Origin of the sequence: Streptomyces sp. CC0208 (assembly GCF_003443735.1) — a bacterium.
In the GTDB taxonomy this organism is placed as follows: domain Bacteria; phylum Actinomycetota; class Actinomycetes; order Streptomycetales; family Streptomycetaceae; genus Streptomyces; species Streptomyces sviceus.
The window spans coordinates 2958068-2984275 of record NZ_CP031969.1; the positions used below are offsets into that span (position 1 = coordinate 2958068).

At 69.9% G+C, this 26208-nt stretch carries 24 protein-coding genes; 14 read left to right on the forward strand and 10 right to left on the reverse strand.

Annotation, left to right across the window (positions count from 1 at the left end; translation table 11 throughout):
- Positions 1 to 41: 41 nt before the first annotated feature.
- Together D1369_RS13295 and D1369_RS13300 are read right to left on the reverse strand one after the other, a co-directional pair.
- Positions 42 to 1124 (reverse strand): family 2 encapsulin nanocompartment cargo protein polyprenyl transferase, encoded by a 1083-nt coding sequence (locus tag D1369_RS13295; protein ID WP_240436177.1) that lies wholly within the window; start codon positions 1122 to 1124, stop codon positions 42 to 44.
- Positions 1125 to 1720: 596 nt separating this feature from the next.
- Positions 1721 to 3127, reverse strand: coding sequence for a family 2B encapsulin nanocompartment shell protein (locus tag D1369_RS13300; protein ID WP_007384631.1), 1407 nt, complete (start codon positions 3125 to 3127; stop codon positions 1721 to 1723).
- Between the two features lie 313 nt (positions 3128 to 3440).
- Between D1369_RS13300 and D1369_RS13305 the strand changes: the two genes are divergently transcribed.
- Complete coding sequence (locus D1369_RS13305; protein ID WP_037901405.1) at positions 3441 to 4031, forward strand: N-acetylmuramoyl-L-alanine amidase; 591 nt, start codon at positions 3441 to 3443, stop codon at positions 4029 to 4031.
- Positions 4032 to 4053: 22 nt separating this feature from the next.
- Positions 4054 to 4947, forward strand: coding sequence for a pyridoxal-phosphate dependent enzyme (locus D1369_RS13310; protein ID WP_007384628.1), 894 nt, complete (start codon positions 4054 to 4056; stop codon positions 4945 to 4947).
- 44 nt (positions 4948 to 4991) lie between these two features.
- Here D1369_RS13310 and D1369_RS13315 read toward each other — a convergent pair whose 3' ends face one another.
- Positions 4992 to 6590 (reverse strand): Na+/H+ antiporter, encoded by a 1599-nt coding sequence (locus tag D1369_RS13315; RefSeq protein ID WP_007384627.1) that lies wholly within the window; start codon positions 6588 to 6590, stop codon positions 4992 to 4994.
- An 86-nt stretch (positions 6591 to 6676) separates the two neighbouring features.
- On the opposite strand from D1369_RS13315, the gene D1369_RS13320 reads away from it, so the two are divergent.
- The 3 genes from D1369_RS13320 to D1369_RS13330 all read left to right on the forward strand — a co-directional run bounded on the left by D1369_RS13320 (position 6677) and on the right by D1369_RS13330 (position 8774).
- Positions 6677 to 6937, forward strand: a complete 261-nt coding sequence (locus D1369_RS13320; protein WP_007384626.1) for a UBP-type zinc finger domain-containing protein — start codon at positions 6677 to 6679, stop codon at positions 6935 to 6937.
- Positions 6938 to 7197: 260 nt separating this feature from the next.
- Positions 7198 to 7611, forward strand: coding sequence for an anti-sigma regulatory factor (locus tag D1369_RS13325; RefSeq protein ID WP_004925829.1), 414 nt, complete (start codon positions 7198 to 7200; stop codon positions 7609 to 7611).
- Positions 7612 to 7628: 17 nt separating this feature from the next.
- The gene (locus D1369_RS13330; protein ID WP_007384625.1) at positions 7629 to 8774 is read left to right on the forward strand and encodes an RNA polymerase sigma factor SigF; all 1146 of its coding nucleotides are present in this window, start codon (positions 7629 to 7631) and stop codon (positions 8772 to 8774) included.
- Positions 8775 to 9022: 248 nt separating this feature from the next.
- Here the strand turns inward: D1369_RS13330 and D1369_RS13335 are convergent, their stop codons facing one another.
- Complete coding sequence (locus tag D1369_RS13335) at positions 9023 to 9484, reverse strand: hypothetical protein (RefSeq protein WP_007384624.1); 462 nt, start codon at positions 9482 to 9484, stop codon at positions 9023 to 9025.
- Between the two features lie 170 nt (positions 9485 to 9654).
- Here D1369_RS13335 and D1369_RS13340 point away from each other — a divergent pair, with 170 nt between their 5' ends.
- Both D1369_RS13340 and D1369_RS13345 read left to right on the forward strand, forming a co-directional pair.
- Positions 9655 to 10623, forward strand: coding sequence for a diacylglycerol kinase family protein (locus D1369_RS13340; protein ID WP_007384623.1), 969 nt, complete (start codon positions 9655 to 9657; stop codon positions 10621 to 10623).
- Between the two features lie 321 nt (positions 10624 to 10944).
- A complete protein-coding gene (locus D1369_RS13345) occupies positions 10945 to 11202 on the forward strand; it encodes a WhiB family transcriptional regulator (RefSeq protein ID WP_006142322.1) in 258 nt (85 codons plus the stop codon).
- Between the two features lie 225 nt (positions 11203 to 11427).
- On the opposite strand, the gene D1369_RS13350 is transcribed toward D1369_RS13345, so the two are convergent.
- Both D1369_RS13350 and D1369_RS13355 read right to left on the reverse strand, forming a co-directional pair.
- Complete coding sequence (locus D1369_RS13350; protein WP_037901402.1) at positions 11428 to 12894, reverse strand: PAS domain-containing sensor histidine kinase; 1467 nt, start codon at positions 12892 to 12894, stop codon at positions 11428 to 11430.
- A 392-nt stretch (positions 12895 to 13286) separates the two neighbouring features.
- On the reverse strand, positions 13287 to 13928 hold the full coding sequence (locus D1369_RS13355) for a TetR/AcrR family transcriptional regulator (protein ID WP_007384621.1): 642 nt from the start codon (positions 13926 to 13928) through the stop codon (positions 13287 to 13289).
- 93 nt (positions 13929 to 14021) lie between these two features.
- Here D1369_RS13355 and D1369_RS13360 point away from each other — a divergent pair, with 93 nt between their 5' ends.
- Both D1369_RS13360 and nagB read left to right on the forward strand, forming a co-directional pair.
- A complete protein-coding gene (locus D1369_RS13360; RefSeq protein WP_037901401.1) occupies positions 14022 to 14774 on the forward strand; it encodes an SDR family oxidoreductase in 753 nt (250 codons plus the stop codon).
- Positions 14775 to 15025: 251 nt separating this feature from the next.
- Positions 15026 to 15811 carry a glucosamine-6-phosphate deaminase gene (gene nagB / locus D1369_RS13365; protein ID WP_007384619.1) on the forward strand — a complete coding sequence of 262 codons (786 nt, stop codon included), beginning with the start codon at positions 15026 to 15028 and terminating at the stop codon, positions 15809 to 15811.
- A 137-nt stretch (positions 15812 to 15948) separates the two neighbouring features.
- Here nagB and D1369_RS13370 read toward each other — a convergent pair whose 3' ends face one another.
- The 4 genes from D1369_RS13370 to D1369_RS13385 all read right to left on the reverse strand — a co-directional run bounded on the left by D1369_RS13370 (position 15949) and on the right by D1369_RS13385 (position 20727).
- Positions 15949 to 17433, reverse strand: coding sequence for a glycoside hydrolase family 3 protein (locus D1369_RS13370; protein ID WP_007384618.1), 1485 nt, complete (start codon positions 17431 to 17433; stop codon positions 15949 to 15951).
- 8 nt (positions 17434 to 17441) lie between these two features.
- Positions 17442 to 18293: a carbohydrate ABC transporter permease gene (locus D1369_RS13375; protein WP_007384617.1), complete on the reverse strand. Its 852-nt coding sequence runs from the start codon at positions 18291 to 18293 to the stop codon at positions 17442 to 17444.
- Positions 18290 to 19270, reverse strand: a complete 981-nt coding sequence (locus tag D1369_RS13380; RefSeq protein ID WP_007384616.1) for a sugar ABC transporter permease — start codon at positions 19268 to 19270, stop codon at positions 18290 to 18292. Before D1369_RS13380 ends, D1369_RS13375 begins: the two co-directional genes overlap by 4 nt.
- A 173-nt stretch (positions 19271 to 19443) precedes the next feature.
- Complete coding sequence (locus tag D1369_RS13385; protein ID WP_007384615.1) at positions 19444 to 20727, reverse strand: extracellular solute-binding protein; 1284 nt, start codon at positions 20725 to 20727, stop codon at positions 19444 to 19446.
- Positions 20728 to 21033: 306 nt separating this feature from the next.
- Here D1369_RS13385 and D1369_RS13390 point away from each other — a divergent pair, with 306 nt between their 5' ends.
- The 5 genes from D1369_RS13390 to D1369_RS13410 all read left to right on the forward strand — a co-directional run bounded on the left by D1369_RS13390 (position 21034) and on the right by D1369_RS13410 (position 26175).
- On the forward strand, positions 21034 to 21798 hold the full coding sequence (locus D1369_RS13390) for a GntR family transcriptional regulator (protein ID WP_007384614.1): 765 nt from the start codon (positions 21034 to 21036) through the stop codon (positions 21796 to 21798).
- Positions 21799 to 21872: 74 nt separating this feature from the next.
- Positions 21873 to 24008, forward strand: coding sequence for a carbon starvation CstA family protein (locus D1369_RS13395; RefSeq protein ID WP_007384613.1), 2136 nt, complete (start codon positions 21873 to 21875; stop codon positions 24006 to 24008).
- Positions 23983 to 24180 (forward strand): YbdD/YjiX family protein, encoded by a 198-nt coding sequence (locus tag D1369_RS13400; protein WP_007384612.1) that lies wholly within the window; start codon positions 23983 to 23985, stop codon positions 24178 to 24180. Before D1369_RS13395 ends, D1369_RS13400 begins: the two co-directional genes overlap by 26 nt.
- Positions 24181 to 24316: 136 nt before the next feature.
- Positions 24317 to 24568, forward strand: a complete 252-nt coding sequence (locus D1369_RS13405) for a DUF3311 domain-containing protein (RefSeq protein ID WP_007384611.1) — start codon at positions 24317 to 24319, stop codon at positions 24566 to 24568.
- Positions 24565 to 26175 (forward strand): sodium:solute symporter family protein, encoded by a 1611-nt coding sequence (locus D1369_RS13410; RefSeq protein ID WP_007384610.1) that lies wholly within the window; start codon positions 24565 to 24567, stop codon positions 26173 to 26175. The genes D1369_RS13405 and D1369_RS13410 overlap by 4 nt, the downstream gene beginning before the upstream one ends.
- The last annotated feature ends 33 nt before the right edge of the window (positions 26176 to 26208 follow it).

The following is a 26208-nucleotide window of genomic DNA, read 5'->3' on the forward strand; positions in this document are numbered from 1 at the left end:
CGCGGGGTCAGGACCGCGCGGTGCCGGGCGCTCCGGGGTCCTCAGGCGCTGCGCCGCGTCACGAACTCCGCGAGCGAGAGCAGGCCGCCCGCCGCCTCCGGATCGGGCACCGCGCGGGCCAGCTGCCCCATCGCCCGGGCCATCCGGTCAGCCGCCTGCGCCTGTGCCCAGTCGCGGCCGCCGGCCTCCTCGACGGCGAGGGCCGTACGCGCCAGGTCCTCCGCTGCGTACGGCGCCGCGTACAGCTCGGCCAGTTCCGCGGCCGCCGCCGTGCTGGAGGTGAGCGCGGCGACCACCGGGAGGGATTTCTTGCGGGCGGCGAGGTCCGCGCCGGCCGGTTTGCCGGTGCGGCTCGGGTCGCCCCATATGCCGATCACGTCGTCGATGAGCTGGAAGGCGAGGCCCGCCTCCCGGCCGAACGCGTCCAGCGCCCCGACGTCCTCAGCGGACGCCCCCGCGTACAACGCGCCGAGTGCACAGGCACACCCGAGCAGCGCGCCCGTCTTGGCCTCGGCCATCGCGAGCACCTGGTCGAGGGTGACCTCGCCGGGGCCGAGCGCCTGCATGGCGGTGTCCTCGTGCTGGCCCTCGCACAGCTCTACGACGCAGGCCGCGAGCCGGGCCGCTGCCGGTGCCGCGGCGGGGTGGGGGTCCTCGGCCAGCAGCCGGAGCGCCAGGGCCTGGAGGGCGTCCCCGGCGAGGATCGCGTCGGCGTCGCCGAACACGGTCCACGCGGTGGGGCGGTGCCGGCGGGTGGTGTCGCGGTCCATCACGTCGTCGTGCAGCAGCGTGAAGTTGTGGATCAGTTCCACCGCCACGGCAGCCCGGACGGCCGCCGCCCGCGCCTGCTCCCCACCGAGCGCGGCGGCCGCGGTGAGGACGAGCGCGGGCCGTATCGCCTTGCCCGCGTTGCCCGCCGCCGGGGTGCCGTCGGCGTGCTCCCAGCCGAAGTGGTGGAGCGCGACCCTGCGCAGGGAAGCGGGCAGCGACTCCAGCGCGGCCCGCAGCTCGGGATCGACCGACGCCCGGACCCGCTCCAGGATCACCGCGGCCTCCTGACCATCGAGCGCGTGCGTCTCCGGCCGGGCCTCGGACCCGTGACGTGGACGCGCTGCGGGCGGCAGGTGGGGCCCATGGAGCGGACGTGCCTCGGAGGGCGGGTCGGCCTCCTGGAACGGCTCCGCCTCGGAGGACGCGTCAGGCCCGTGAACCGGCCACGCCCCGGCCCCCTGGAACGGCTGCGCCTCGGAGGGCGGGTCGGCCCCCTGAACCGGCCACGCCCCGGACCCCTGGAACGGCTGCACCTCGGAGGGCGGGTCGGTCCCCTGAAATGACTGCGCCTCGGACCGCGCGTCGGGCCCGTGAAGCGGGCTCGCCTCGGCCCCGTCGAGTCGGCCCCTCTCCCCGGCCGGTGGCCCGACCCCGGGACGCTCGGCGGCCGGCGCCTCCATCCCCCCGGTGGCCGGCGCCCGCGCCTGCGTCCTTTCCGTCACCAGTGCCTGCGTGCCCGTCGTGAACTCGGCCATGGAACCCCCCTCGGTCAGTCCGCGGCCGGTGGCGCTTCCGCTGGGGGCGGGCGCGCTCTTCCGAGATGTCTCCCCTCCGAAGGCCGGCCGCAGTGCCTCCACCCCGGTGTTCGACGAAGGTGCCCCCACCCCGCTGTTCGACCGGGGTGTACCCGCCCCGGTGGGCGGGGACACGGCCCCCCGGCGCGGGGACGTCACCTCCAGCGGCCGATCTCGACGTTCTCCAGGACTCCGAGCGCGTCCGGCACCAGCACGGCCGCCGAGTAGTAGGCCGTCACCAGGTACTTGATGATCGACTGTTCGTTGATGCCCATGAACCGCACCGACAGGCTCGGCTCGATCTCGTCCGGGATACCGGCCTGCTGGAGGCCGATGACGCCCTGGTCGGCCTCACCGGTACGCATGGCGATGATCGAGGTGGTCCGCTCCGGGGTGACCGGGATCTTGTTGCACGGATAGATCGGCACCCCGCGCCAGGTGGGGATGCGGTTGCCGCCCGCGTCGATGGTCTCGGGGACCAGCCCGCGCTTGTTGAGCTCACGGCCGATCGCGGAGATCGCGCGCGGGTGGGCCAGCAGCAGCTTGGTGCCCCGGCGGCGGCTGAGCAGCTCGTCGAGGTCGTCGGGGCTGGGCACCCCGTCGTGCGGCTGGAGCCGCTGGTCGTACTCGCAGTTGTTCAGCAGCCCGAACTCACGGTTGTTGACGAGCTCGTGCTCCTGGCGCTCCTTGAGTGCCTCGACGGTCAGCCGGATCTGCTGTTCCGTCTGGTTCATGGGCTGGTTGTAGAGGTCGGCCACCCGGGTGTGGATGCGCAGAACGGTCTGGGCGATGCTCAGTTCGTACTCGCGGGGCCGGGCGTCGTAGTCGACGAAGGTGTGCGGGATGTCGGGCTCGCCGTCATGGCCCGCCGCGAGGTCGATCTCCTTCTCGCCGTACTTGTTGGTGCGCTGCGAGGGGATCGCCCGCTGTTCCCACAGGTGCTCGCGCAGGGCGTCGGAGCGCTCCGCCACCTGCTCGACATCCTGGCGGGGCAGCACCAGGACCGTGCAGGCGGTGGCCGCGCGGGCGGTGTACTCCCAGATGGCGTCCGGGTCCAGGAGCGCATGGTCGCCGAAGTAGGCGCCGTCGGCGAGGACTCCGAGGACCGCGTCGTCGCCGTAGGGTCCGGTGCCGACCTTCTCCACGCGGCCGTGCGCCAGCAGGTACACCTCCTCGGTCGGGCCGCCGAACGAGGCGATCACCTGGCCCGGGGCGAACTCCCGCTGCTGGCAGCGCTGGGCGAGCTCGGAGAGCACGTCGTCGTCCTCGTAGGACCTGAGCGCAGGCAGCTCGCGCAGCTCGTCGGGGATCACCTCGACCCGGTCCCCGGTCTTCACGAAGGTCACCCGGCCGTCGCCCACGGCGTAGCTCAGGCGGCGGTTCACCCGGTACGTACCGCCCTGGACGTTCACCCAGGGCAGCATGCGCAGCAGCCAGCGGGAGCTGATCTCCTGCATCTGGGGTGCGGACTTGGTGGTGGTGGCCAGGTTCCGCGCGGCCGCTGTGCCAAGGCTCTGCTGCGGCCGGTCCTGCTCGGTGCGGACCTCTTCGCCTACCGACATAAGGAATTGCCCTCCCGGTACATGCCCGGACGCGCTCTACGTCCGGGCATCGATGTGCAGGAGCAAGCCTTCCTCACGGATCGTGCCGGTGCTATTACACGAAAGAGGGGGAATGGATCATTGCGAGGCTGGGCATATGCGCGCTTCCTATCCGCTGACACGCAATCAATTTCGCTGTCATGAACGGAATTTGGCTGTCCGAATCAGCTCGCACGCTGTGCGAACCAGGAGTCGGAGTCCGCCGCTTTCGGTACAAGCACCGGTAGGGGCCGGCCGCGGTCGGCGGCGGGCACGCAGCACGAAGGAGGGAGCCATGGCCTCACCCATGTCCGCAGGCAGATTCCTGGCCGTCCTGCGGGCGGAGGGCGCCACCGTCGTCGAGGTCGGCGACTGGGAGCACCACAACCGCAACCACGTCGGCGCCTGGGGACCGGTGCACGGCGTGATGATCCACCACACGGTGACCAAGGGCAGCGCGGCGACGGTCGAGCTGTGCCGCAAGGGCTACACCGATCTGCCGGGCCCCCTGTGCCACGGCGTCATCACCAAGGACGGCACCGTCCACCTCGTCGGCTACGGCCGCGCCAACCACGCCGGTCTCGGCGACGACGACGTCCTGCGCGCGGTGATCGCGGAGAAGGCCCTTCCTGTCGACAACGAGGCCAACACCGACGGCAACCGCCACTTCTACGGCTTCGAGTGCGAGAACCTCGGCGACGGGGAGGATCCCTGGCCGGCCGCCCAGCTGACGGCGATCGAGCAAGTCTCCGCCGCGGTGTGCCGCTACCACGGCTGGACGGAACGGTCGGTCATCGGCCACCTGGAGTGGCAGCCGGGCAAGGTGGATCCGCGGGGCTTCACGATGGCCTGGCTGCGGGGCCGGATCCGGGAGCGCCTGAAGTGACCGCGCAGGTCACAATGGGGGCGTGACCGGCCTCGACACCCTGCGCCCCCGCCTGCCCTCACCCCTGCAGGAGCTGTCGGACCCCCGCTTCGCCCGGCACGGCCTGCGCCTTCTCCTCAAGCGCGACGACCTGATCCACCCCGAGCTCATCGGCAACAAGTGGCGCAAACTCGCGCCGAACCTCACCGCGGCCGCCGGCCGTACGGTCGTCACCTTCGGCGGCGCGTACTCCAACCACCTGCGCGCCACAGCGGCCGCCGGACGGCTCCTCGGTCTGCCCACGGTCGGCGTGGTCCGCGGTGAGGAACTCGCCGACCGCCCCTTGAACCCCTCCCTCGCCCGGTGCACGGCCGACGGCATGCGACTGCATTTCGTCGACCGGCCCACGTACCGCCGCAAGGCCGAACCGGACACCCTCGCGCGCGTGCTGCGCGCGGCCCAGGCCGAGGACGCGTACGTCGTCCCGGAGGGCGGCAGCAACTCGCTCGCCGTACGAGGATGCCGCGCACTCGGCGAGGAGCTGTCCGGGCGGGCCGACGCGGTCGCGATCGCCTGCGGCACCGGCGGCACCCTCGCGGGCCTCGCGGCCGGACTGGCCCCGGGCATGCGCTGCCTGGGCGTCCCGGTCCTCAAGGGTGGCTTCCTGAGCGCCGACATAGAGTCCCTGCAACGCCGTGCCTTCGGCGCCCGATGCGGTGACTGGACCCTCGACGACCGCTTCCACTTCGGCGGCTACGCCCGCACCACGCCCGAACTGGACGCCTTCACCGAGGACTTCGAGCACCGCCACGGCCTGCCCGTGGAACGTCTATATGTCGCCAAGTTGCTGTACGGACTTGTCACCCTCGCTGAGGAGGGCGCCTTCGCGCGCGGGACGGCCGTCGCGGCGGTCGTCACGGGCCGCCCCTTCCCCTGAGCCGGTCCCCCTCCCCGGACGCACCTCACCCCGACCCCGGGGCCTCACTCGGCCGCCTCCCGATAAGCCGCCGCCTCCTCCAGGTCCAGCCTGCGCAGCAGCGTTCGCAGCATCTCGTCGTCGATGTAACGCAGGTCCCGCAGCTTCACGAACACCGCGCGCTCGGCGCCGATCATCTCCCCGGACAGCCGCCGATACGTGTCGTCGACGGTTTCGCCGGTCACCGGGTTCACGGCTCCGAGGCGTTCCCACACGGCGTTGCGGCGGCGGTCCAGGACCGTGCGCAGACGGTCGGCGAGGGGCGGTGGGAGAGCGTTGCGCTCGTCGGCGAGGAGTTCGTCCAGGCGCCGTTCGGCGGCTCGCGAGGCCTGCGCCTGGGCGTTGGCCTCGGCGAGGGTCTCGGCCTGCTGGTCGCGGCCGGGGAGTTTCAGCAAGCGGATCAGTGGGGGCAGGGTGACGCCTTGGACGACAAGGGTGCCGATGACCGTCGTGAAGGTCAGGAAGAGGATCAGGTTGCGGCCCTCGAACGGCTCGCCGTCGTGCAGGTGCTCCGGGATCGAGAAGGCGATCGCCAGCGAGACCACGCCCCGCATCCCGGCCCAGGCGATGACGAAGGGCGCCTTCCAGGTGGGGTTGTCCTCACGCGCGCGGATCCGCGCGGAGAGCAGGCGCGGCAGGAAGGTCGCCGGATAGACCCACACGAACCTCGACACGACGACCACGAGGAAGACGGCGACCGCGTACCAGACGGCGCTGCCGCCCTCGTACTCCCCGAGCCCCCTTAGCACGACGGGCAGTTGCAGCCCGATGAGGGCGAACACCGACGACTCCAGGACGAAGGCGACCATTTTCCAGACGGCGTCCTCCTGGAGGCGGGTCGCGAAGTCGACCTCCCACGCGCGGTGTCCGAGGAAGAGGGCCACCACGACCACCGCGAGCACCCCGGACGCGTGGAACTGCTCGGCCGCCGCGTAGGCGACGAACGGGATCAGCAGGGAGAGCGTGTTCTGGAGCAGCGGCTCCTTGAGGTGGGTGCGCAGCCAGTGGATCGGCACCATGAGCACCAGGCCGACCGCGACCCCGCCGACCGCCGCGAGCAGGAACTCGCCGATGCCGCCCGCCCAGGTGGCGCCCTCGCCGACCGCGGCCGCGAGCGCGACCCGGTAAGCGGTGATCGCGGTGGCGTCGTTCACCAGGGACTCGCCCTGGAGGATGGTCGTGATCCGGGAGGGCAGGCCCACGCGGCGTGCCACGGCCGTCGCCGCGACCGCGTCCGGCGGCGCCACCACCGCGCCCAGCACGAGCGCCCCGGTCAGCGAGAGGCCCGGCACGATCCGGTACGCCGCCCAGCCGACGACAAGGGTCGCGAAGAGCACGTATCCCACCGACAGCAGCGCCACGGGCCGCATTTGTGCCCTGAGGTCGAGATAGGAGCTGTCGGTGGCCGCGGAGTGCAGCAGCGGCGGCAGGATGATGGGCAGGACCACGTCCGGGTCGAGGGTGTACTCGGGGACGCCGGGAACGTACGAGACCAGCAGGCCGACCGCTACCAGCAGCAGCGGCGCCGGAACCGGGGTGCGTCGGGCGGCCGCGGCGATCGCCGCGCTCCCCGCCACCAGCAACAGCAGTGGCATCACGTCCATGGCCCTCGCCCGCCCTCGCTCATCGTCGTGCGCCCCGCCCTCTTTTTCCGCGCGGCCGCCCGCGCGGCCGTCGTAACCTGGCAATCATGAAACAGTGCACGCACGCCGACGCGCTGCCGCACCCGGAGCCCGAGCCGCTCAGCGAGACGTGCCCGGAGTGTCTGAGGGACGGTACCCACCCCGTACAACTGCGCCTGTGCCTGTCCTGCGGTCACGTCGGCTGCTGCGACTCCTCACCGGGACAACATGCGACGAAGCACCACAAGGACTCCGACCACCCGGTCATGCGGACCCACGAACCCGGTGAGAACTGGCGTTGGTGCTTCGTGGACCATGTCCTTGTGTGACCCTGGACCCTCGGGTTCCAGGACGGTTCGACCGTCTGACGTCTGGGTACGTCAACCCGGCGCGTGTTCTTCCCAATTGGAGCCGCAAACCCCTAGACACGGAGCGTGTCCACAGTTTTACTGTGAGTGACGGCAAGGGGTTGGGGTCCCGGGGACAGGAAAGCCGAGAGCGCGGTAGCGTCACCGCTGAACCACACGTCGCGTTAATCCGGGGGGCGACCCTCGGCCCCCGTAAAGCTTGTACCACCTTGGAGGTGAGGGTGTCCCAGATCGCAGGCGAGCCCGCGACCCAGGACTTCGTGGAAGTCCGGCTGCCGGCCGCGGGTGCCTACCTGTCGGTGCTGCGGACGGCCACGGCCGGCCTCGCAGCCCGTTTGGACTTCACCCTCGACGAGATCGAGGACCTGCGCATCGCGGTGGACGAGGCCTGCGCGATCCTGCTCCAGCAGGCCGTGCCCGGCTCGGTGCTCAGCTGTGTCTTCCGCCTCGTCGACGACTCGCTGGAGGTCACCGTCTCGGCCCCCACCACGGACGGTCACGCACCGTCACGGGACACCTTCGCCTGGACCGTCCTCTCGGCCCTCGCGGGCAAGGTCTCGTCGGCCGTGGACGAGGACAAGACCGTTTCGATCAGCCTCTACAAACAGCGCGGCGCGGGACCCGGGCCGGCGTGAGGAACGGGGACGGGCCGGTGCGGGACGAAGAGCGCGGCACACGGGAGCTGCCGGCCGAGGGCGGACACCGCCCTCCCTGCCCGAGCGGCGCCGACGGCCTGGGCGGCGACGGCCCCGGCGGTTCCCGCCACATGACGGACGGCATCGACGGCATCCCCGAGCAGGCCCGCCCGCATCCGGAGGAAGACGTCGTCGACACGACGGCGACCGGCTTGCTGGACGACGGGCAGCGTGATCGGAAAGGTGCCGTGCAGGGTGCGCCTCCGGCAGGGCGGCCCGGGGTCCTCCCGGTGCCGACGGAGGCGAGGGCTCGTGGAAGGGCGACGGGCGGGACGATGAGCGAGCACGAGCGAAACGCAGAGGACGGCGCGGCGGGCGCGAACAACACGCCGGTCCCACGGCACGATCCACAGGACCGCAGCGGGGCGCGGGCCCTGTTCATCGAGCTGCGCGCCATGAAGGACGGCAGCCCGGAGTACGCGGAGCTGCGCAACCAGCTGGTCCGGATGCACCTGCCGCTCGTCGAGCACCTCGCCCGCCGCTTCCGCAACCGCGGCGAGCCCCTGGACGACCTGACCCAGGTCGCCACCATCGGCCTGATCAAGTCGGTCGACCGCTTCGACCCGGACCGCGGGGTGGAGTTCTCGACCTACGCGACCCCCACGGTCGTCGGCGAGATCAAGCGCCACTTCCGCGACAAGGGCTGGGCGGTCCGGGTGCCCCGGCGCCTTCAGGAACTGCGCCTGTCCCTGACGACGGCCACGGCGGAGCTCTCCCAGCAGCACGGCCGCTCCCCCACGGTCCACGAGCTGGCCGAGAAGCTGGCCATCTCGGAGGAGGAGGTCCTGGAGGGCCTGGAGTCCGCCAACGCGTACTCCACGCTGTCCCTGGACGTCCCCGACACCGACGACGAGTCCCCGGCGGTGGCGGACACCCTCGGCGCGGAGGACGAGGCGCTGGAAGGCGTCGAGTACCGGGAGTCGCTCAAGCCGCTGCTCGAGGACCTCCCACCGCGCGAGAAGCGGATCCTTCTGCTGCGCTTCTTCGGCAACATGACCCAGTCGCAGATCGCGCAGGAGGTCGGCATCTCCCAGATGCACGTCTCCCGCCTGCTGGCCCGCACCCTGGCCCAGCTCCGGGAGAAGCTGCTGGTGGAGGAGTAGGTCGCGGAGCCGCCCCGAGCGGCGGTTCCGCAGGGGCCCGGTTTTCCAGGACGGTCCAGGGGCCGAGGACGCATCCGCTCCGGCCCCGAGGCCATCGCCCGCGGGCCGGGAGCAGCCCGCCTACCGGTCCTGAGGTTCTGCGACCGCCCTCGGCCGACACTCGCGCACCGGACCCACGGCTACGACGCCCACCGGCGCCGCAAGCCGACAGCCGCAGCTCGCCCACCGCGGCCGCAGCCGGCCCGTCCCTACCGCGACCGCTGCCGCTTGCCGTCCTGTGCCCGCCCCGGCCCCCGGATTCCGAGCGCCTGGTTCGTGGCCGGGTTGATCAGGAGGATCAGCGCGGCCACCGCGACGACCGCGAGGGCGATGCCCGCCGGGATCGCCACGCTGTCGGCCTGGAGGAGGTTGTAGGCGACGGGAAGGGCCATGATCTGGGTGATGACGGCCGGCCCCCGGCTCCAGCTGCGCCGGCCGAGCAGCCCGCGTGCGGCGAGCAGCGGCAGCAGCGCGAGGACGATCAGCGTGACGCCCCCGGTGACGGCCGACTGCCGGTCGTCCGGGTCTCCGGCCAGACCCTCCACGAGCATCCAGACGCCTCCCGCGACGAGCGCGAGCCCTTCCAGGGCGGCCAGGGCGGCGGCGTACGTCAGGCGCCGCGGGCGGGGACCGGCGGTCTCGGGGGCAACGGGGGTCTGCTCACTGCTCACCCCTGAAGGGTAGCCCTCACCCCCGAAGCGCCCTTGGGTGAGGCGCGGGCAACGCACACCGCCGCGCGCGGGTTGCCCCACGCCCCCGTGGCAAGGTTCACGCACCGGAGTCTTACGTGATCCCTACCTCGGCCTGTGCCCGGTACCACCCAGTAGGTACGCTGCAACCCATGCGTGCACTTCTCGTGGTCAATCCGGCGGCAACCACCACAAGCGCACGTACGCGCGATGTCCTGCTCCACGCGCTCGCGAGCGAGATGAAACTGGAAGCGGTCACCACCGAGTACCGCGGCCACGCACGTGACCTGGGCCGGCAGGCGGCGGAGAGCAAGGACATCGACCTGGTCGTGGCCCTGGGCGGCGACGGCACGGTCAACGAGGTCGTCAACGGCCTTTTGCACGCGGGCCCCGCCCCCGAGCAGCTTCCCGGCCTCGCCGTGGTCCCCGGCGGCTCCACCAACGTCTTCGCCCGCGCCCTCGGCCTGCCCAACGACGCCGTCGAGGCGACCGGCGCCCTCCTGGACGCCCTGCGCGAGGGCAGCGAGCGCACGGTCGGCCTGGGTCTGGCCTCCGGCACGCCCGGCACCGAGGACGAGGCGGTGCCGGGACGCTGGTTCACCTTCAACGCCGGGCTCGGATTCGACGCCGGTGTGGTCGGCCGGGTCGAGCAGCAGCGCGAGCGCGGCAGGAAATCCACACACGCTCTCTACGTCCGCCAGGCTCTGCGCCAGTTCTTCGGCGAGGCGCACCGCCGGCACGGGACGATCACCGTGGAGCGTCCGGATGCGGAGCCGGTGACCGATCTGGTCCTTTCCATAGTCTCGAACACCTCTCCGTGGACCTTCCTGGGCAATCACCCGATGTACGCGTCGCCTAAGGCCTCGTTCGATAAAGGCCTCGACATGCTCGGTCTCAGCCGTATGACGACGACCGCGATCGCCCGATATGGCACCCAGTTGCTCACTTCGTCCCCCGAACGCGGCCCCCATGGCAAGCACGCCGTGTCCCTGCACGACCTGGACCGCTTCACCTTGCATTCGAAGGTGCCCCTGCCCCTCCAGATGGACGGCGACCACCTAGGGCTGCGTACAAGCGTGACGTTCACAGGCGTACGCCGTGCACTGCGTGTGATTGTGTGAGCAGAAGACGCTAAACTCCTTTCACTCGAACGTTTAGGCCAGGGTCCACCCCATGGAAGTACGGCTGTGACCTAGTCGACACCGAGGAATCAAAAAAAACTTTCCGGAAGGGGTTGTATCCGCCGCTGAGGTTTGCGAGTCTCTACGTGGCGGTCAGGACAGCCCGCAACACCAGCGTCCACAGACCACCGGAACCCCTCTTCAATCCACAGGACCACGCCGGGGAAGACTCGGCGATCGGCCCTTCACTTGTTGAGGGATTCGTGAAAGCGTTCACATTCACAAGCAACTTGCACGTAATACCAAGGAGAGGTAGCAGCCATGGACTGGCGTCACAACGCCGTTTGCCGCGAGGAAGACCCCGAGCTCTTCTTCCCCATCGGCAACACCGGTCCTGCGCTGCTGCAGATCGAGGAAGCCAAGGCCGTCTGCCGTCGCTGCCCCGTTATGGATCAGTGTCTGCAGTGGGCGCTCGAGTCCGGTCAGGACTCCGGCGTCTGGGGTGGTCTCAGCGAGGACGAGCGTCGCGCCATGAAGCGCCGTGCCGCCCGCAACCGGGCCCGTCAGGCTTCTGCCTGACATACCCACCCCGCAAAACAGCCTGAGCTTGGCGGCGCGTACACCGCGTACGCTTCTCCCGCCCCGAGCCGCAGCGCGCAGTACCCCCGATGCGCAGCACAAAGCTGGCAACGAGCATTTGAGCCCCGGACCCCTGAACGGTCCGGGGCTTTTTGCTGTGCCCCCGCCTATGTCCCGACCTATGTCGCGACGCGTGTCCCGACCGCGCCCCGCCCGTGCGGGGATCTACTTGTGCGCCTGCACCGGTACGTCCAGGATCACCCGGGTGCCGCCCTCCGGCGCCGGGACCATGTCGAACGAGCCGCCCAACTCGCCTTCCACCAGCGTCCGTACGATCTGCAGGCCCAGGTTGCCCCCGGTGTGCGGGTCGAAGCCCTCGGGCAGACCGACGCCGTCGTCCTGGACGGTGACGAGGAGACGGGCCTCCTTGGTGGTGCCGCCGCGGACGGCCGAAACCTCGACCGTGCCGGTCTCGCCCTCGCGGAAGCCGTGCTCCAGGGCGTTCTGGAGGATTTCCGTGAGGACCATGGACAGCGGGGTGGCGACCTCGGCGTCCAGGATGCCGAAGCGTCCGCTGCGCCGGCCGGTGACCTTGCCCGGCGAGATCTCGGCGACCATGGCGAGCACCCGGTCCGCGATCTCGTCGAACTCCACGCGCTCGTCCAGGTTCTGAGACAGCGTCTCGTGCACGATGGCGATCGAGCCGACCCGTCGTACCGCCTCTTCGAGGGCTTCCCGGCCGCGGTCGGACTCGATGCGCCGGGCCTGGAGGCGGAGCAGGGCCGCCACCGTCTGGAGGTTGTTCTTCACCCGGTGGTGGATCTCCCGGATGGTCGCGTCCTTGGTGATCAACTCGCGCTCGCGGCGGCGCAGTTCGGTCACGTCCCGTAGCAGGACCAGTGAACCGATGCGGGTGCCCTTGGGCTTGAGCGGGATCGCCCGGAACTGGATGACACCGTCGTGCGCCTCGATCTCGAACTCACGGGGTGCCCAGCCGCTGGCCACCTTGGCGAGCGCCTCGTCCACCGGGCCGCGGGTCGGGGCGAGTTCGGCGGTGGTCCTGCCGAGGTGCTGGCCGACGAGGTCGGAGGCGAGGCCCATGCGGTGGTAGGCGGACAGGGCGTTCGGGGAGGCGTACTGGACGATGCCGTCGGCGTCGAGGCGGATCAGGCCGTCGCCGACGCGCGGGGCCGCGTCCATGTCCATCTGCTGGTTGGGGAACGGGAAGGAGCCGGCCGCGATCATCTGGGCCAGGTCGGACGCGCTCTGCAGATAGGTCAGTTCGAGTCGGCTCGGGGTGCGGACGGTCAGCAGGTTGGTGTTGCGCGCGATGACACCGAGGACGCGCCCCTCCCGTCGTACCGGGATCGACTCGACGCGGACCGGGACCTCCTCGCGCCACTCCGGATCGCCCTCGCGCACGATCCGGCCCTCGTCGTGTGCCGCGTCCAGCAGCGGGCGGCGGCCTCGGGGGACAAGGTGGCCGACCATGTCGTCCTGGTAGGAGGTGGGGCCGGTGTTGGGCCGCATCTGGGCGACGGAGACATAGCGGGTGCCGTCGCGGGTGGGGACCCACAGGACGAGGTCGGCGAAGGAGAGGTCGGAGAGCAACTGCCACTCCGAGACCAGCAGATGCAGCCACTCGAGGTCGGAGTCGTCGAGGGCGGTGTGCTGGCGGACCAGTTCGTTCATGGAGGGCACGGGTGCGAGCGTACCTGGGGGTATGTGAGTGACCTAAAAACACCGTGCGCCGACGGGGTGCGGCCCGGCCCCGGAAACACCCGCGGGCCGCGGCGCCTGGGAAGGACCCTCAACCTTCCCGGCACCGCAGCCCGGAGCAATATCGGCCGTGGGGTGTGCGGTCCCGGTCGGCCGAGATGAGGACCCGGGGCAGTCAGGGCAGAGAGCTCCGGTTCCTCGGTCCGTCTTCCTGTGCGGGGAAGACGGAGGTCACACGTTCAATTGTGGACTAGACCACTAGGTGTGTCCATGCGGTGGAGCCTGTTTGTTGTTGGAGCTTTCCCTTACGGGAGTCACCTAGTCGGACGTCCTGACAACCTCCACGCAGCCTAACGCGTGTGGGTTCATGTGCGGGGCCAGATGGCCAGGGCAATTTCCGCGACTGCCTCCAGGTCCTGTCGGCTCGCGCCGTCGCGCGCCTGTTGGGACATGCCCTGGACCACCGCCCCGGTGTACCGGGCCAGCGCGGCGGCGTCGGTCCCGGCCGGCAGTTCCCCCGCCGCGATGTCCGCCCTGATACGGCTTTCGAAGGCGGCGATGCTGGCGTTGCGCCGCCCGCGCAGCGACTCCTCGACCTCCGGGGTGGAGCAGTTGGTGGCGGCGTGGATGACGAGGCAGCCGTGCGGATGGCCGGGGGCCGTGTACGCGACGGCGGCCTCCCTCAGCAGCCGCTCCATGGCGGCCCGGGCGGTGGGCTCCTCGGCGAGCGCGCGGTCGCTGAAGGAGCCGTACCGGACGCCGTACTCCCTGACGACCTCCTCGAACAGCGAGCGCTTGTCACCGAAGGCCGCGTAGAGGCTGGGGGCCCCGATGTCCATGACGCGGGTGAGGTCGGAGACGGACGTGGCCTCGTACCCGTGCTCCCAGAAGGCCAGGATCGCCTTCTCCAGGGCGGTCTCGCGATCGAACGACCGTGGGCGTCCGCGGGGCTTCGCTCTCCTGACCCCGGGCTCGACCTGCGTCTTCGTCTGCTCGCTGCCCACCATGGAGTGAATTGTATAGCGGGTACTAGAGAAAGGCGGTGGAGTGCCGGTACGGTTATTTCTGTATCGACTGCTAGAGAAATGAGGGGCGACAGCATGGGCGTGCTCACGGGCAGGACGGCTCTGGTGACGGGGGCGAGCAGGGGTATCGGGCGGGGCATCGCCGAGCGCCTCGGGCGGGACGGCGCGCGGGTGGCGGTGCACTACGGCAGGAGTGCGACGGCGGCGAAGGAGACGGTCGCCGCGATCGAGGCGGCCGGCGGCTCCGCCTTCACGGTCGGGGCGGACCTGGGGATCCCCGGAGCCGTCGACGCCCTCTGGGAAGAGTTCGACCGGCACGCGGACGGACTGGACATCCTGGTGAACAACGCGGGAATCGGCTCCTCACGCCCGATCGAGGAGATCGACGAGAGCGAGTACGACCGGCTCTTCACGGTCAATGTGAAGGCGCCGTTCTTCCTGGTCAAGCAGGGGGCGATACGCCTGCGGGACGGCGGCCGCATCATCAACATCTCGTCGGGACTCGCCCGCACGGCCGCCATGCCGCACAACATGGCCTACGCCATGACGAAGGGCGCGCTGGACGTGTTCTCCCGGGACCTGTCCAAGATCCTGGGCGTTCGGGGCATCAGGGTGAACTCGGTGGCACCCGGCCTGGTCGACACCGACAACACCGCCGCGTTCCTGCACGGCAGCGAGGACGGCTGGGCGCAGGCGGAGGCCTACTCGGCGCTGGGGCGGGTGGGGACCCCGGCCGAGGTCGCGGACGTGGTGGCGTTCCTCGCCTCGGACGAGGGGCGGTGGGTGACCGGGAGCTGGGTGGATGCCACAGGGGGGTCGATGCCGTGAGCCGTCCGGCAGGGCTCAGCGCGCCTCCGTCACCTGGTCGGGGCGGGCGGCGCGTCCGCGTCCCGGCCGCGCATGATGGTGAGGTGGCAGCCCTTGAGGAGGCGTCGTGACGGCCTCGGGGACCTGGGCCGCAGGACCCGATTCTGCTAGATTGGTCTAAACCACATGGGCCGTACCGGGGTCCGGTCGAGCCCTCTCTGTTCAGACCGTTGCCACAGACCAGACCCTTTCCTCAGATCGGCAGGCCCAGCGTGGAAGTTGTCATCGTTCCGGACGCCAAGGCGGGTGGCGAGCTCATCGCCGAGGCCATGGCCCAGCTGCTCCGGCGCAAGCCCGACGCCCTGCTCGGCGTGGCCACCGGCTCCACCCCGCTGCCCATCTACGAGGCCCTGACGGCGAAGGCGCGGTCCGGTGCCGTGGACGCCTCGCGGGCGCGGATAGCCCAGCTCGACGAGTACGTGGGGCTGCCGGCCGAGCATCCGGAGTCCTACCGTTCGGTGCTGCGGCGCGAGGTGCTGGAGCCGCTGGGGATACCGATGGCCTCCTTCATGGGGCCGGACGGGACGGCTCAGGACATCATCGGCGCGTGCCAGGCGTACGACTCGGCGCTGGCCGCTGCCGGGGGCGTGGATCTGCAGCTGCTCGGGATCGGGACGGACGGACACATCGGGTTCAACGAGCCGTGTTCGTCGCTGGCCTCGCGGACCCGGATCAAGACGCTGACCGAGCAGACGCGGGTGGACAACGCGCGGTTCTTCGAGGGGGACATCTCGCAGGTGCCGCACCATGTGATCACTCAGGGGATCGGGACGATTCTCGAGGCCCGGCATCTGGTGCTGCTGGCGACGGGTGAGGGGAAGGCGGACGCGGTGGCGGCGACGGTGGAGGGGCCGGTCGCCGCGGTGTGTCCCGCGTCGGCGCTTCAGCTGCATCCGCATGCGACGGTGGTCGTGGACGAGGGGGCCGCCTCGAAGTTGAAGCTGGCGGACTACTTCCGGCACACGTTTGTCAACAAGCCTGACTGGCAGGGGATCTAGGGCGGGGACCCGTCTGCCGGGTTCTGAGGGGTACCGGGTGCGGGTCGGCTGTGGCTGGTCACGCAGCTCCCCGCGCACCTGACGAAGACGGGTGCCGGCCCCCTCGAAGGGAACCGGCACCCGTCTTGTCGTAGGACCTACTCCCCCGCGATGGCCTCCGCCGCCGCCCTGCCGCACACCCTTGCCGCGCCGTGGGTCGCGATGTGCAGGGCTCCTCGGGCGGGGGCCTGCGGGAGGCCCATTTCGATCACGATCGTGTCGGGGCGGGTGCGCAGGACGGTGTCCAGGGCCGCCCTCATCCAGGGGTGACGGTGTTCGTCACGGACCACGGCCACGATGCGGCGGGGGCCGGCCGCGGCCAGCGTGGCGAGGCCCGCGTCCTCGCCGGCGAAGCTGCCCGTTTCCGTGCCGGGGAGCAGGCGGGCGAGTTCGGCGGCGACGCCCCAGGGCGTCTCGTCGCCGACGGCCACGTTGACGACCGGGGTGAAGGCGGCGACGTAGGGAGCCGTGGTGAGGGGGGTGAAGCCGTCCCGGCCGGTGATGTGCAACGCCCTTCGGGCGGCGCGCAGTCCCACCTCCTCGTCGGCCGGCAGCTGCGTGTCGGCTGCGCCGGCGGCCGTCCAGTGGGCCAGCGAGCGGACGCGTTCCGCCGCTTCCGCGAGCCGCTCCTCGGGGAGTTCGCCCGAGCGGACCGCCGAGACCAGGGCGTCGCGCAGGCGCCGTACCGTCTCGTCGTCGGCCAGGCCGCCGCCCACGCAGATCGCGTCGGCGCCGGCGGCGACGGCCAGGACGCTGCCGCGCTCGATGCCATAGGTGCCGGCGATGGCCTGCATCTCCATGCCGTCGGTGACGATGAGGCCGGTGTAGCCGAGTTCGCCGCGCAGCAGGTCGGTCAGCACCTTGTGGGACAAGGTGGCCGGGAGGTCCGGGTCCAGGGCGGGGACCAGGATGTGGGCGGTCATCACCGCGCGGGTGCCGGCGGCGATGGCCGCGCGGAAGGGCCGCAGTTCCCGCTCCAGGAGCACCGACTCGTCCACGTCGATGCGCGGCAGGGCGTGGTGGGAGTCGATCGCGGTGTCGCCGTGACCAGGGAAGTGCTTGGTGCAGGCCGCGACGCCCGCCGACTGCAGGCCGGCGACGTAGGCCGCCGTGTGCCGGGCGGCCAGCTCGGAGGCGGCGCCGAAGGAGCGCACGCCGATCACCGGGTTGGACGGGTTGGAGTTCACGTCGGCCGACGGGGCCCAGTTGAGGTTGACCCCGCAGACGGCGAGGCGGCGGCCGAGCTCAGCGGCCACCGCGCGCGTCAGGTCCACGTCGTCCACCGCGCCCAGCGCGTGGTTGCCGGGGAAGGACGAGCCGGTGCGCACCTCCAGGCGGGTGACGTCACCGCCCTCCTCGTCGATGGCGACCAGGACGTCGTCGCGTTCGGCACGCAACTGGGCGGTCAGGGCCGTCAGTTGTTCCGGGGAGGCGATATTGCGGCCGAACAGGCCGACCGAGGCGAGGCCCTCGCCGAGGCGGCGCAGCAGCCAGTCGGGGGCGGTGGTGCCGGTGAAGCCGGGTTGGAGGACGGTGAGGGCGTCCCGCGTCAGTGTGTCTGTGCCGCTGGCGAATGTCGTCATCGGGGGCGTTATCCCTTCACGGCGCCCGCGGTGAGACCCGCGGCCATCTTGCGCTGGACGAGGAGGAAGAGGACCACGATCGGCACGGCCATCATGGTGGAACCGGCCATCATCGGGGCGTATTCGGTGCCGTGTTTGGTGGTGAAGTTGCCGAGCCAGACGGTCGCGGTCTGGTTCTTCTGGCTGAGCAGCATGAGGGCGTAGAGGTACTCGTTCCAGGCCTGGATGAAGCCGTAGACCGAGGTGGCGACCATGCCGGGGGCCAGCAGCGGGAAGACCACCCGCAGGAAGGCGCCGGTGGGGGAACAGCCGTCGACCATCGCCGCCTCCTCCAGCTCCTTCGGGATGTTGACGATGAAGCCGCGCAGCGTCCACACCGTGAAGGGGAGGATGAAGGTCAGGTACGTGATGATCAGGCCCGACAGCTTGTCGTACTGATCGAGGTCGTTCAGGAGCAGGAAGACCGGGATGATCATCGCGACCAGCGGGATCATCTGGACCGCGAGGATGCCCACGATCACGATCTTCCGGCCGCGGAAGGAGAAGCGGGAGATGGCGAGGGCGCCGAGCGTGCCGACGACGATGCCGATCGCGACGACCGCCAGGGAGACGATCAGGCTGCGGCCGACCGGGCCCCAGAAGTCGGCGATGTCCAGTGCGCGGCTGAAGTTGGAGAAGGTGACGCCGGTCGGCAGCAGGCTCGGGTCCGGGTCGATCGCGTCCTTCGCCGGTTTGAAGGCCGTGTTGAGCATCCAGTAGACGGGGAAGCCGGCCGTCACGAAGACGAGGAGGCCGAGGAGGTTCCAGCCGGCCTTGGACTTCCCGCGGCGACGGCCGCCGGCCTGGGCGAGCGCGCTCATTCGACCTCTCCGATCTTCAGCATCTGACGCATGTAGACGGCGACGACCCCGAGCAGCAGGAGCACGGTGAGGAGGGCGATCGCCGAGCCCTGCGCGTAGTCGTTGACCACGAAGGCACGGTCGTAGGAGTAGGTGGTCAGGAGCTGGAACTCCTCCTCGGGGTGGCCGTTGCGCATCACGAACACCTGCGGGAAGACGCCCATGTCCCAGATCACCGACAGGGTCGTGAGCATCACGATGATCGGCTTGAGGACGGGCACGGTGACGTACCGGAAGACGCCCCAGGCGCTCGCGCCGTCCAGCCGGGCCGCCTCCTCCAGTTCCGCGGGGACCTGGGTGAGTCCGGCGCTGAGCGTGATGACGACGAAGGGCACCGCGCCCCACACCACGAGCAGCATGATCACGGCCAGGCCCTGGGGGCCGCTGGCGAACCAGTTGTGCCCGATCATCTCGACGCCGGGCAACTTGCTGAGCAGCGCGTTGAGGATGCCGTAGTCCGCGTCGAACAGCCACTTGAAGACCGTGGTGGCGACGATGATCGGCATGCCCCAGCTGGCCACCAGGGCGATGTTGACGAGGGTCTTCACCCAGCCGGAGACCCGCTGGAGCAGCAGGGCGATCAGCATGCCCGCGACCATGGTGAAGATGACGCAGCCGGCCGCGAAGACGATGGTCCGGACGACGACCGCCCAGAACTCGCTGTCGCCCAGCACGCCCGTGAAGTTGTCGAAGCCGACCCACTCGGCCGGCTGGAAGCCCCACAGCTGGGACTGCCCGAACTTCTGGAAGGACAGACCGACCAGCCGGACCAGCGGATAGCCGAGGACCAGCACCAGGATCAGCAGGCAGGGGGCGAGCAGCAGCCAGGGGGTGGCGCTGAAGGTCCGCCTTCTGCTCGGCGGGGCGGGCCTGGACGGCGGCGGTACCGACATCGGCGGCGGCACCTCGGTGGGGGTGGTCGTGTCTGCGGCACTCATGGCGCGCTCCTCAGCGGTCCCTCTGGTCGTACGAAGGCGAAGTCGCACGGGTCGTACGAAGGCGAAGTCGTACGGGTCGTACGAAGGCGAAGCCCGCACGTCGTACGGGACGAAGCCCGCACGGCCGTACGGGAAGCAGGGCCCCGTCGTTCTCGACGGGGCCCTGCCTGAGGTCACTTGGTGTTGATGACCTTGTCGATCGCGGCGTCCGCGTCCTTCGCGGCGGCCTCGACCGACTTCTTGCCGGTGCCGATGTTCTGGAGCATGGTCTGCAGGACCTGCGCCTTCTCGACCTGGCCCCAGCCGGGCGCCATCGGCACGAACCAGTTGGACTCGGCCGCGGTGGCCGGGACCGCGGTCGCCGGGTCGTTCTTCAGGGTGGCGAGGTCGGTCTTGTTGTTGGGCAGGTTGCCCTTGGCCATCAGGCCCTTCTGCCCGGAGGGACCGGTGAAGGCGTTGATCCACTCGGCGGCGACGGCCTGCGCCTTCGACTTCACCGGCACGGCGAGGTCCGAACCGCCCAGGAACACGGGCATGTTCTTGCCGGACGGACCCGGCATCACGAAGTTCTCGAGGTTGTCCTTGAGCTTGCCGGTCTTGTCGTTCTTCGGGTCGGCGGAGGTCGCGCCCTCCCAGGCCGCGCCGAAGATCATGCCGGACTTGCCCTGGCCGTAGACGATGTAGCGGTCGGACTCGTCCTTGGTCTTGTCGCCGTGCATGTACTTGTCGACGACGTTCTTGAACTCGGTGAGGCCCTTGACGGACTCCGGCGAGGAGAGGTTGCCCTTCCACTGGCCGCCCGACTCGACCGCGATGGAGCCGCCGGCGTCGTAGACGAAGGACATGGCCGCGTACCAGTCACGGGTGGGCTGGTACCAGGCGGAGAACTTGTCGCCCTCCTTCTTCTGGACCTTGTCCAGGGCGGCGGTGAGCTCCGCGTAGGTCTTCGGGGTGGACTTGACGCCGACCGAGGCGAAGACGTCCTTGCGCCAGTTGCCGACCCGGCCGCCCGCGTAGTACGGGACGCCGTAGGTCTTGCCGTCGTAGGTCACCGAGGCCTTGAGGCCGTCGAGCCAGGCGGACGAGTTGGTGAACGTCGACGTGTCCAGGGGCGCGAAGGCGCCCTTGACCATGTAGCCGAGCATCTCGGTGTTGCCCATCTCGACCACGTCGGGGGCCTTGTCGGTGGCGAGGACCGCGTCGAGCTTGGTGTTCTTGTCGGGCCAGCCGTAGTACTCGTGGTTGATCTTGATGCCGGGGTGCTTCTTCTGGACCGCCGCGTCCGCGGCCTTCACCAGCTGCGGCCAGTTGTTCTGGGCGTCGACGGTGAGCCAGACGGTCAGCTCCTTGGCGTCCGCGCCGCTGTTGTCCGAACTCCCGCTGTCGCTGCCCCCACACGCCGCGACGGTGACCACCATGCCCGCGATACCGATCGCGGCTATCAGCTTGCGCTTCACGCCACCCTCCTCAGGGATGCCCACACCTCCCGCCCACAGGCCGGGACCTGGACCAATGGTGTAGACCAGTAGGGGGAGCTTGGACCAGACCAGGAAGCCTGTCAAGGGTGCTCGAAAAGGCCCTGACCAGCCGTTATGCGACCTACATATGCAGGAACCATTAGTAAAGAAGCCAGCGAAAACAGCGGCGCCGGAGTACTCTCGTCCGCTAGACCACTTGCCTCTATGGACTAGACCAAAAGAGGTGGCGACGGTATACAGAAGGGATCACGAAGTGATCCGCATCCGGAGCCGGGAAGGCAGACCATGAGCAGCGACGTCAGCAGTGCGGAGACCGAGGGCGGGACAGGGGTCCGTACCGCGCGCGTGCCCAAGTACTACCGCCTGAAGAAGCACCTGCTCGACATGACGGAGACCCAGTCGCCCGGCACCCCGGTACCGCCCGAGCGCACGCTCGCCGCCGAGTTCGACACCTCCCGCACCACCGTGCGCCAGGCCCTTCAGGAACTGGTCGTCGAGGGGCGTCTGGAGCGCATCCAGGGCAAGGGCACCTTCGTCGCCAAGCCGAAGGTCTCCCAGGCGCTGCAACTCACCTCCTACACCGAGGACATGCGCGCCCAGGGCCTCGAACCCACCTCGCAGCTGCTCGACATCGGCTACATCACCGCCGACGACCGGCTCGCCGAGCTCCTCGACATCACCGCCGGCGGCCGGGTGCTGCGCATCGAGCGCCTGCGCATGGCGAACGCCGAGCCGATGGCCATCGAGACGACCCACCTCTCCGCCAAGCGCTTCCCTGCCCTGCGCAGGTCGCTCGTCAAGTACACCTCCCTCTACACGGCGCTCGCCGAGGTCTACGACGTCCACCTCGCCGAGGCCGAGGAGACCATCGAGACCTCCCTGGCCACCCCGCGCGAGGCCGGCCTGCTCGGCACCGACGTGGGCCTGCCGATGCTGATGCTGTCCCGCCACTCGTTCGACAAGACGGGCGAACCGGTGGAGTGGGTGCGCTCGGTGTACCGGGGCGACCGGTACAAGTTCGTGGCCCGCCTCAAGCGGCCCGTCGACTGATGCACGCCCTGTAGCGCAACCACGCTTCCTGCTCTACGGTCCTCCCGACTCCGTCTGGACGGGAGGACCGCCCCGTGCGTACCGCGAACGTCCGAACCATCGTCATCTGGACCCTCGTCGCCCTGGTCGGCGCCGCCGGCTGGTCCGTGCTCGCGCTCGCCCGGGGCGAGGACGTCTCCGCCGCCTGGATGGTCGCGGCGGCCCTCGGGTCGTACGCGATCGGCTACCGCTTCTACGCGAAGTTCATCGCGTACAAGGTCCTGAAGGTCGACGCGACCAGGGCCACCCCGGCCGAACGCCTCGACAACGGCATCGACTTCCACCCCACCGACCGCCGCGTCCTGCTCGGCCACCACTTCGCCGCGATCGCGGGCGCCGGTCCACTCGTCGGCCCGGTACTGGCCGCGCAGATGGGCTATCTCCCCGGCACGGTCTGGATCATCGCCGGCGTCATCTTCGCGGGCGCGGTCCAGGACATGGTGGTGCTGTTCTTCTCCACACGCAGGGACGGCCGTTCGCTCGGGCAGATGGCCCGCGAGGAGATCGGCCCGTTCGGCGGCGCGGCCGCGCTGATCGCCGCCTTCGCCATCATGATCATCCTGCTCGGGGTGCTGGCCCTGGTCATCGTCAACGCTCTCGCGGCCTCCCCGTGGGGCACCTTCTCCATCGCGATGACGATCCCGATCGCCCTGCTGATGGGCTTCTACCTGCGCGTGCTGCGCCCCGGCCGGGTCGCCGAGGTCTCCCTCGTCGGCGTCGGACTGCTGCTGCTCGCGCTGGTCGCGGGCCGCTGGGTCGCCGAGTCCTCGTGGGCCGGCGCCTTCACCCTGGCGCCCTCGACGCTGGTGGTCTGGCTGGTGGCTTACGGCTTCATCGCCTCGATCCTGCCCGTGTGGATGCTCCTGGCCCCCCGCGACTACCTCTCCACCTTCATGAAGATCGGCACGATCGCCCTGCTCGCCCTCGGGGTCGTCGTCACGCTGCCGACACTGAAGATGGACCCGGTGACGGACTTCGCCTCGCGCGGGGACGGTCCGGTGTTCGCGGGGTCGCTGTTCCCGTTCGTCTTCATCACCATCGCCTGCGGGGCGTTGAGCGGGTTCCACGCGCTGATCTCCAGCGGTACGACGCCGAAGCTGATCCAGAAGGAGACGCAGATCCGGATGATCGGCTACGGCTCCATGCTGATGGAGTCGTCGGTCGCGATCATGGCGCTGGTCGCGGCGAGCATCATCGACCCGGGGCTGTACTTCGCGATGAACGCACCCGCCGGGGTCATCGGGACGACGGTGGACAACGCCTCGCAGGTGGTGACGGGTTGGGGCTACTCCGTCTCCCCCGCCGACCTCGCCCAGGCGGCGAAGAACGTCGAGGAGGCGAGCCTGCTCTCCCGTACCGGCGGCGCCCCGACCCTCGCTGTCGGCGTCTCGGAGATCTTCTCCAAGGTCACCGGCGGGAGCCTCCGCGCCTTCTGGTACCACTTCGCGATCATGTTCGAGGCGCTGTTCATCCTGACCGCGCTGGACGCCGGGACGCGCGTGGGCCGGTTCATGCTCCAGGACATGCTGGGCAACCTCGTGAAGCCCTTCAAGGACATCAGCTGGAAGCCCGGCCTGGTCATCACCAGCGGGATCGTGTGCGCGCTGTGGGGCTACTTCCTGTGGGTGGGCGTCCACGAGCCCCTCGGCGGGATCAACCAGCTCTTCCCGATCTTCGGTATCTCCAACCAGCTGCTCGCCGCGGTCGCCCTGGCCGTCTGCACCACCCTGCTGGTGAAGTCGGGGCGCCTCAAGTGGGCCTGGATCACCGGGATCCCGCTCGCCTGGGACGCGACCGTGACCCTCACCGCCAGCTTCCAGAAGGTGTTCTCCGACGACCCCAAGGTCGGCTTCTTCAAGCAGCGGTCCGTGTTCCAGGACGCCATCGACGACGGCAAGGTCCTGCCGCCCGCCAAGAGCATGGACGACATGCACACCGTGGTCACCAACTCCACGGTCGACGGCATCCTCACCGCCGTCCTCGCCCTGCTGATCGTGGTGGTGATCGCCGACGCCCTGCGGGTCTGCGTCCGGCACGTCCGCCGTCCCGCGCTGTCCTCGCTCAGCGAGGCGCCGTACGTCGAGTCGAGGATCCTGGCCCCGGCCGGGCTGATCCCGACCCGCGCGGAGAAGGAGGTGGCGCGCGATGAGGTCGCTCCGACGGGCGTTTAGGGCCGTGCGCTGGTACGTCCGCGAGCTGACCGACGAATCGGCGTACGACCGCTATGTCGCCCATGTGCGCAAGGACCACCCGCGGGCGCCGGTGCCGACGCGGAAGGCGTTCGAACGCATGCGGACGGACCGTCAGGAAGGCGATCCCCGCCAGGGATTCCGCTGCTGCTGATGCTGCTGTTGATACTGATGCCGATGCTTCACAGAATCGACATACCGATATGCGGACGAGGTCTTCCGCTCACCTGACACCGTGACCTACATTGCCTGCGCGTTACAGGTGATCAGCGAGGGGACGGAGCCGCGGAATGTCGGACACACCTGAAGTGAGACCACCGGCGGTGACACCGGTGCGGGTGGTCATCGCCCTCTGCCTGCTCGCCCCGTTCGTGGCGATGCTGTGGGTCGGCTCGTACGCCAAGACCGACCCCACGTTCATCGGCATCCCGTTCTTCTACTGGTACCAGATGCTGTGGGTGCTGATCTCCACCGCGCTGACGATGACCGCGTACCAGCTCTGGCAGCGTGACCAGCGCGCCCGTCGTGGAGGTACCAAGTGAACGACGGCGTCAACGGCGTGGCTCTCACCGTCTTCATCCTCTTCTTCCTGGCCGTCACCGTCATGGGCTTCCTGGCCGCACGCTGGCGCAAGGCCGAGAACGAGCACAGCCTCGACGAATGGGGCCTGGGCGGCCGGTCGTTCGGCACCTGGGTCACCTGGTTCCTGCTCGGCGGCGACCTCTACACGGCGTACACCTTCGTCGCGGTGCCCGCGGCGATCTACGCGGCGGGCGCGGCCGGGTTCTTCGCGGTGCCGTACACCATCCTGGTCTACCCGCTGATCTTCACGTTCCTGCCCCGTCTGTGGTCGGTCTCCCACAAGCACGGGTACGTGACGACCTCGGACTTCGTGCGCGGACGCTTCGGCTCCAAGAGCCTGTCGCTGGCCGTGGCGGTCACCGGCATCCTCGCGACCATGCCGTACATCGCGCTCCAACTGGTCGGCATCCAGGCCGTCCTGGACGTCATGGGCGTCGGCGGCGGCGAGAACACCAACTGGTTCGTCAAGGACCTCCCGCTGCTGATCGCGTTCGGTGTCCTCGCGGCCTACACCTACTCCTCGGGCCTGCGCGCCCCCGCGCTGATCGCGTTCGTGAAGGACACGCTGATCTACATCGTCATCGCGGTGGCGATCATCTACATCCCGATCAAGCTGGGCGGGTTCGACGACGTCTTCGGCGCGGCGACCAAGAAGTACACGGACAAGGGCGTGGGCGGCCTGGTCCCGCAGGAGGCGGGCCAATGGACGTACGCCACCCTGGCGTTGGGCTCCGCGCTGGCGCTCTTCATGTACCCGCACTCGATCACCGCGACGCTCTCCTCCCGCAGCCGTGAGGTGATCCGCCGCAACACCACGATCCTGCCGCTGTACTCACTGATGCTGGGCCTGCTCGCGCTGCTCGGCTTCATGGCGATCGCGGCCGGGGTCGAGGTCGCCAACCCGCAGCTGGCGATCCCGCAGCTGTTCGAGAAGATGTTCCCGGACTGGTTCGCGGGCGTGGCCTTCGCGGCGATCGGCATCGGCGCCCTGGTGCCGGCGGCCATCATGTCGATCGCGGCCGCGAACCTCTTCACCCGCAACATCTACAAGGACTTCATCAAGCCGGACGCGACCCCGGCGCAGGAGACCAAGGTCTCCAAGCTGGTCTCGCTCCTGGTGAAGGTCGGCGCCCTGGTCTTCGTCCTCACCATGGACAAGACGGTCGCCATCAACTTCCAGCTCCTGGGCGGCATCTGGATCCTGCAGACCTTCCCGGCCCTGGTCGGCGGCCTGTTCACCCGCTGGTTCCACCGCTGGGCCCTGCTCGCCGGCTGGGCGGTCGGCATGATCTACGGCACGGTCGCCGCCTACGGCGTCGCCTCCCCGACCCAGAAGCACTTCGGCGGCTCGGCGAAGGAGATCCCGGGCATCGGCGAGATCGGCTACATCGGCCTGACGGCGTTCGTGCTCAACGTCGTGTTCACGGTGGTCCTGACCTTCCTGCTGAAGGCTCTGAAGGCCCCCGACGGCGTGGACGAGACCAGCCCGGAGGACTACACGGCGGACGCGGGCGACCCGGGGGTCGAGGTGGAACTCCCGCCGGCCACCGCGGGTGTGACCCACTAGTCATGGTGTGCGCGGGCCGTCGGAGTTCTCGTC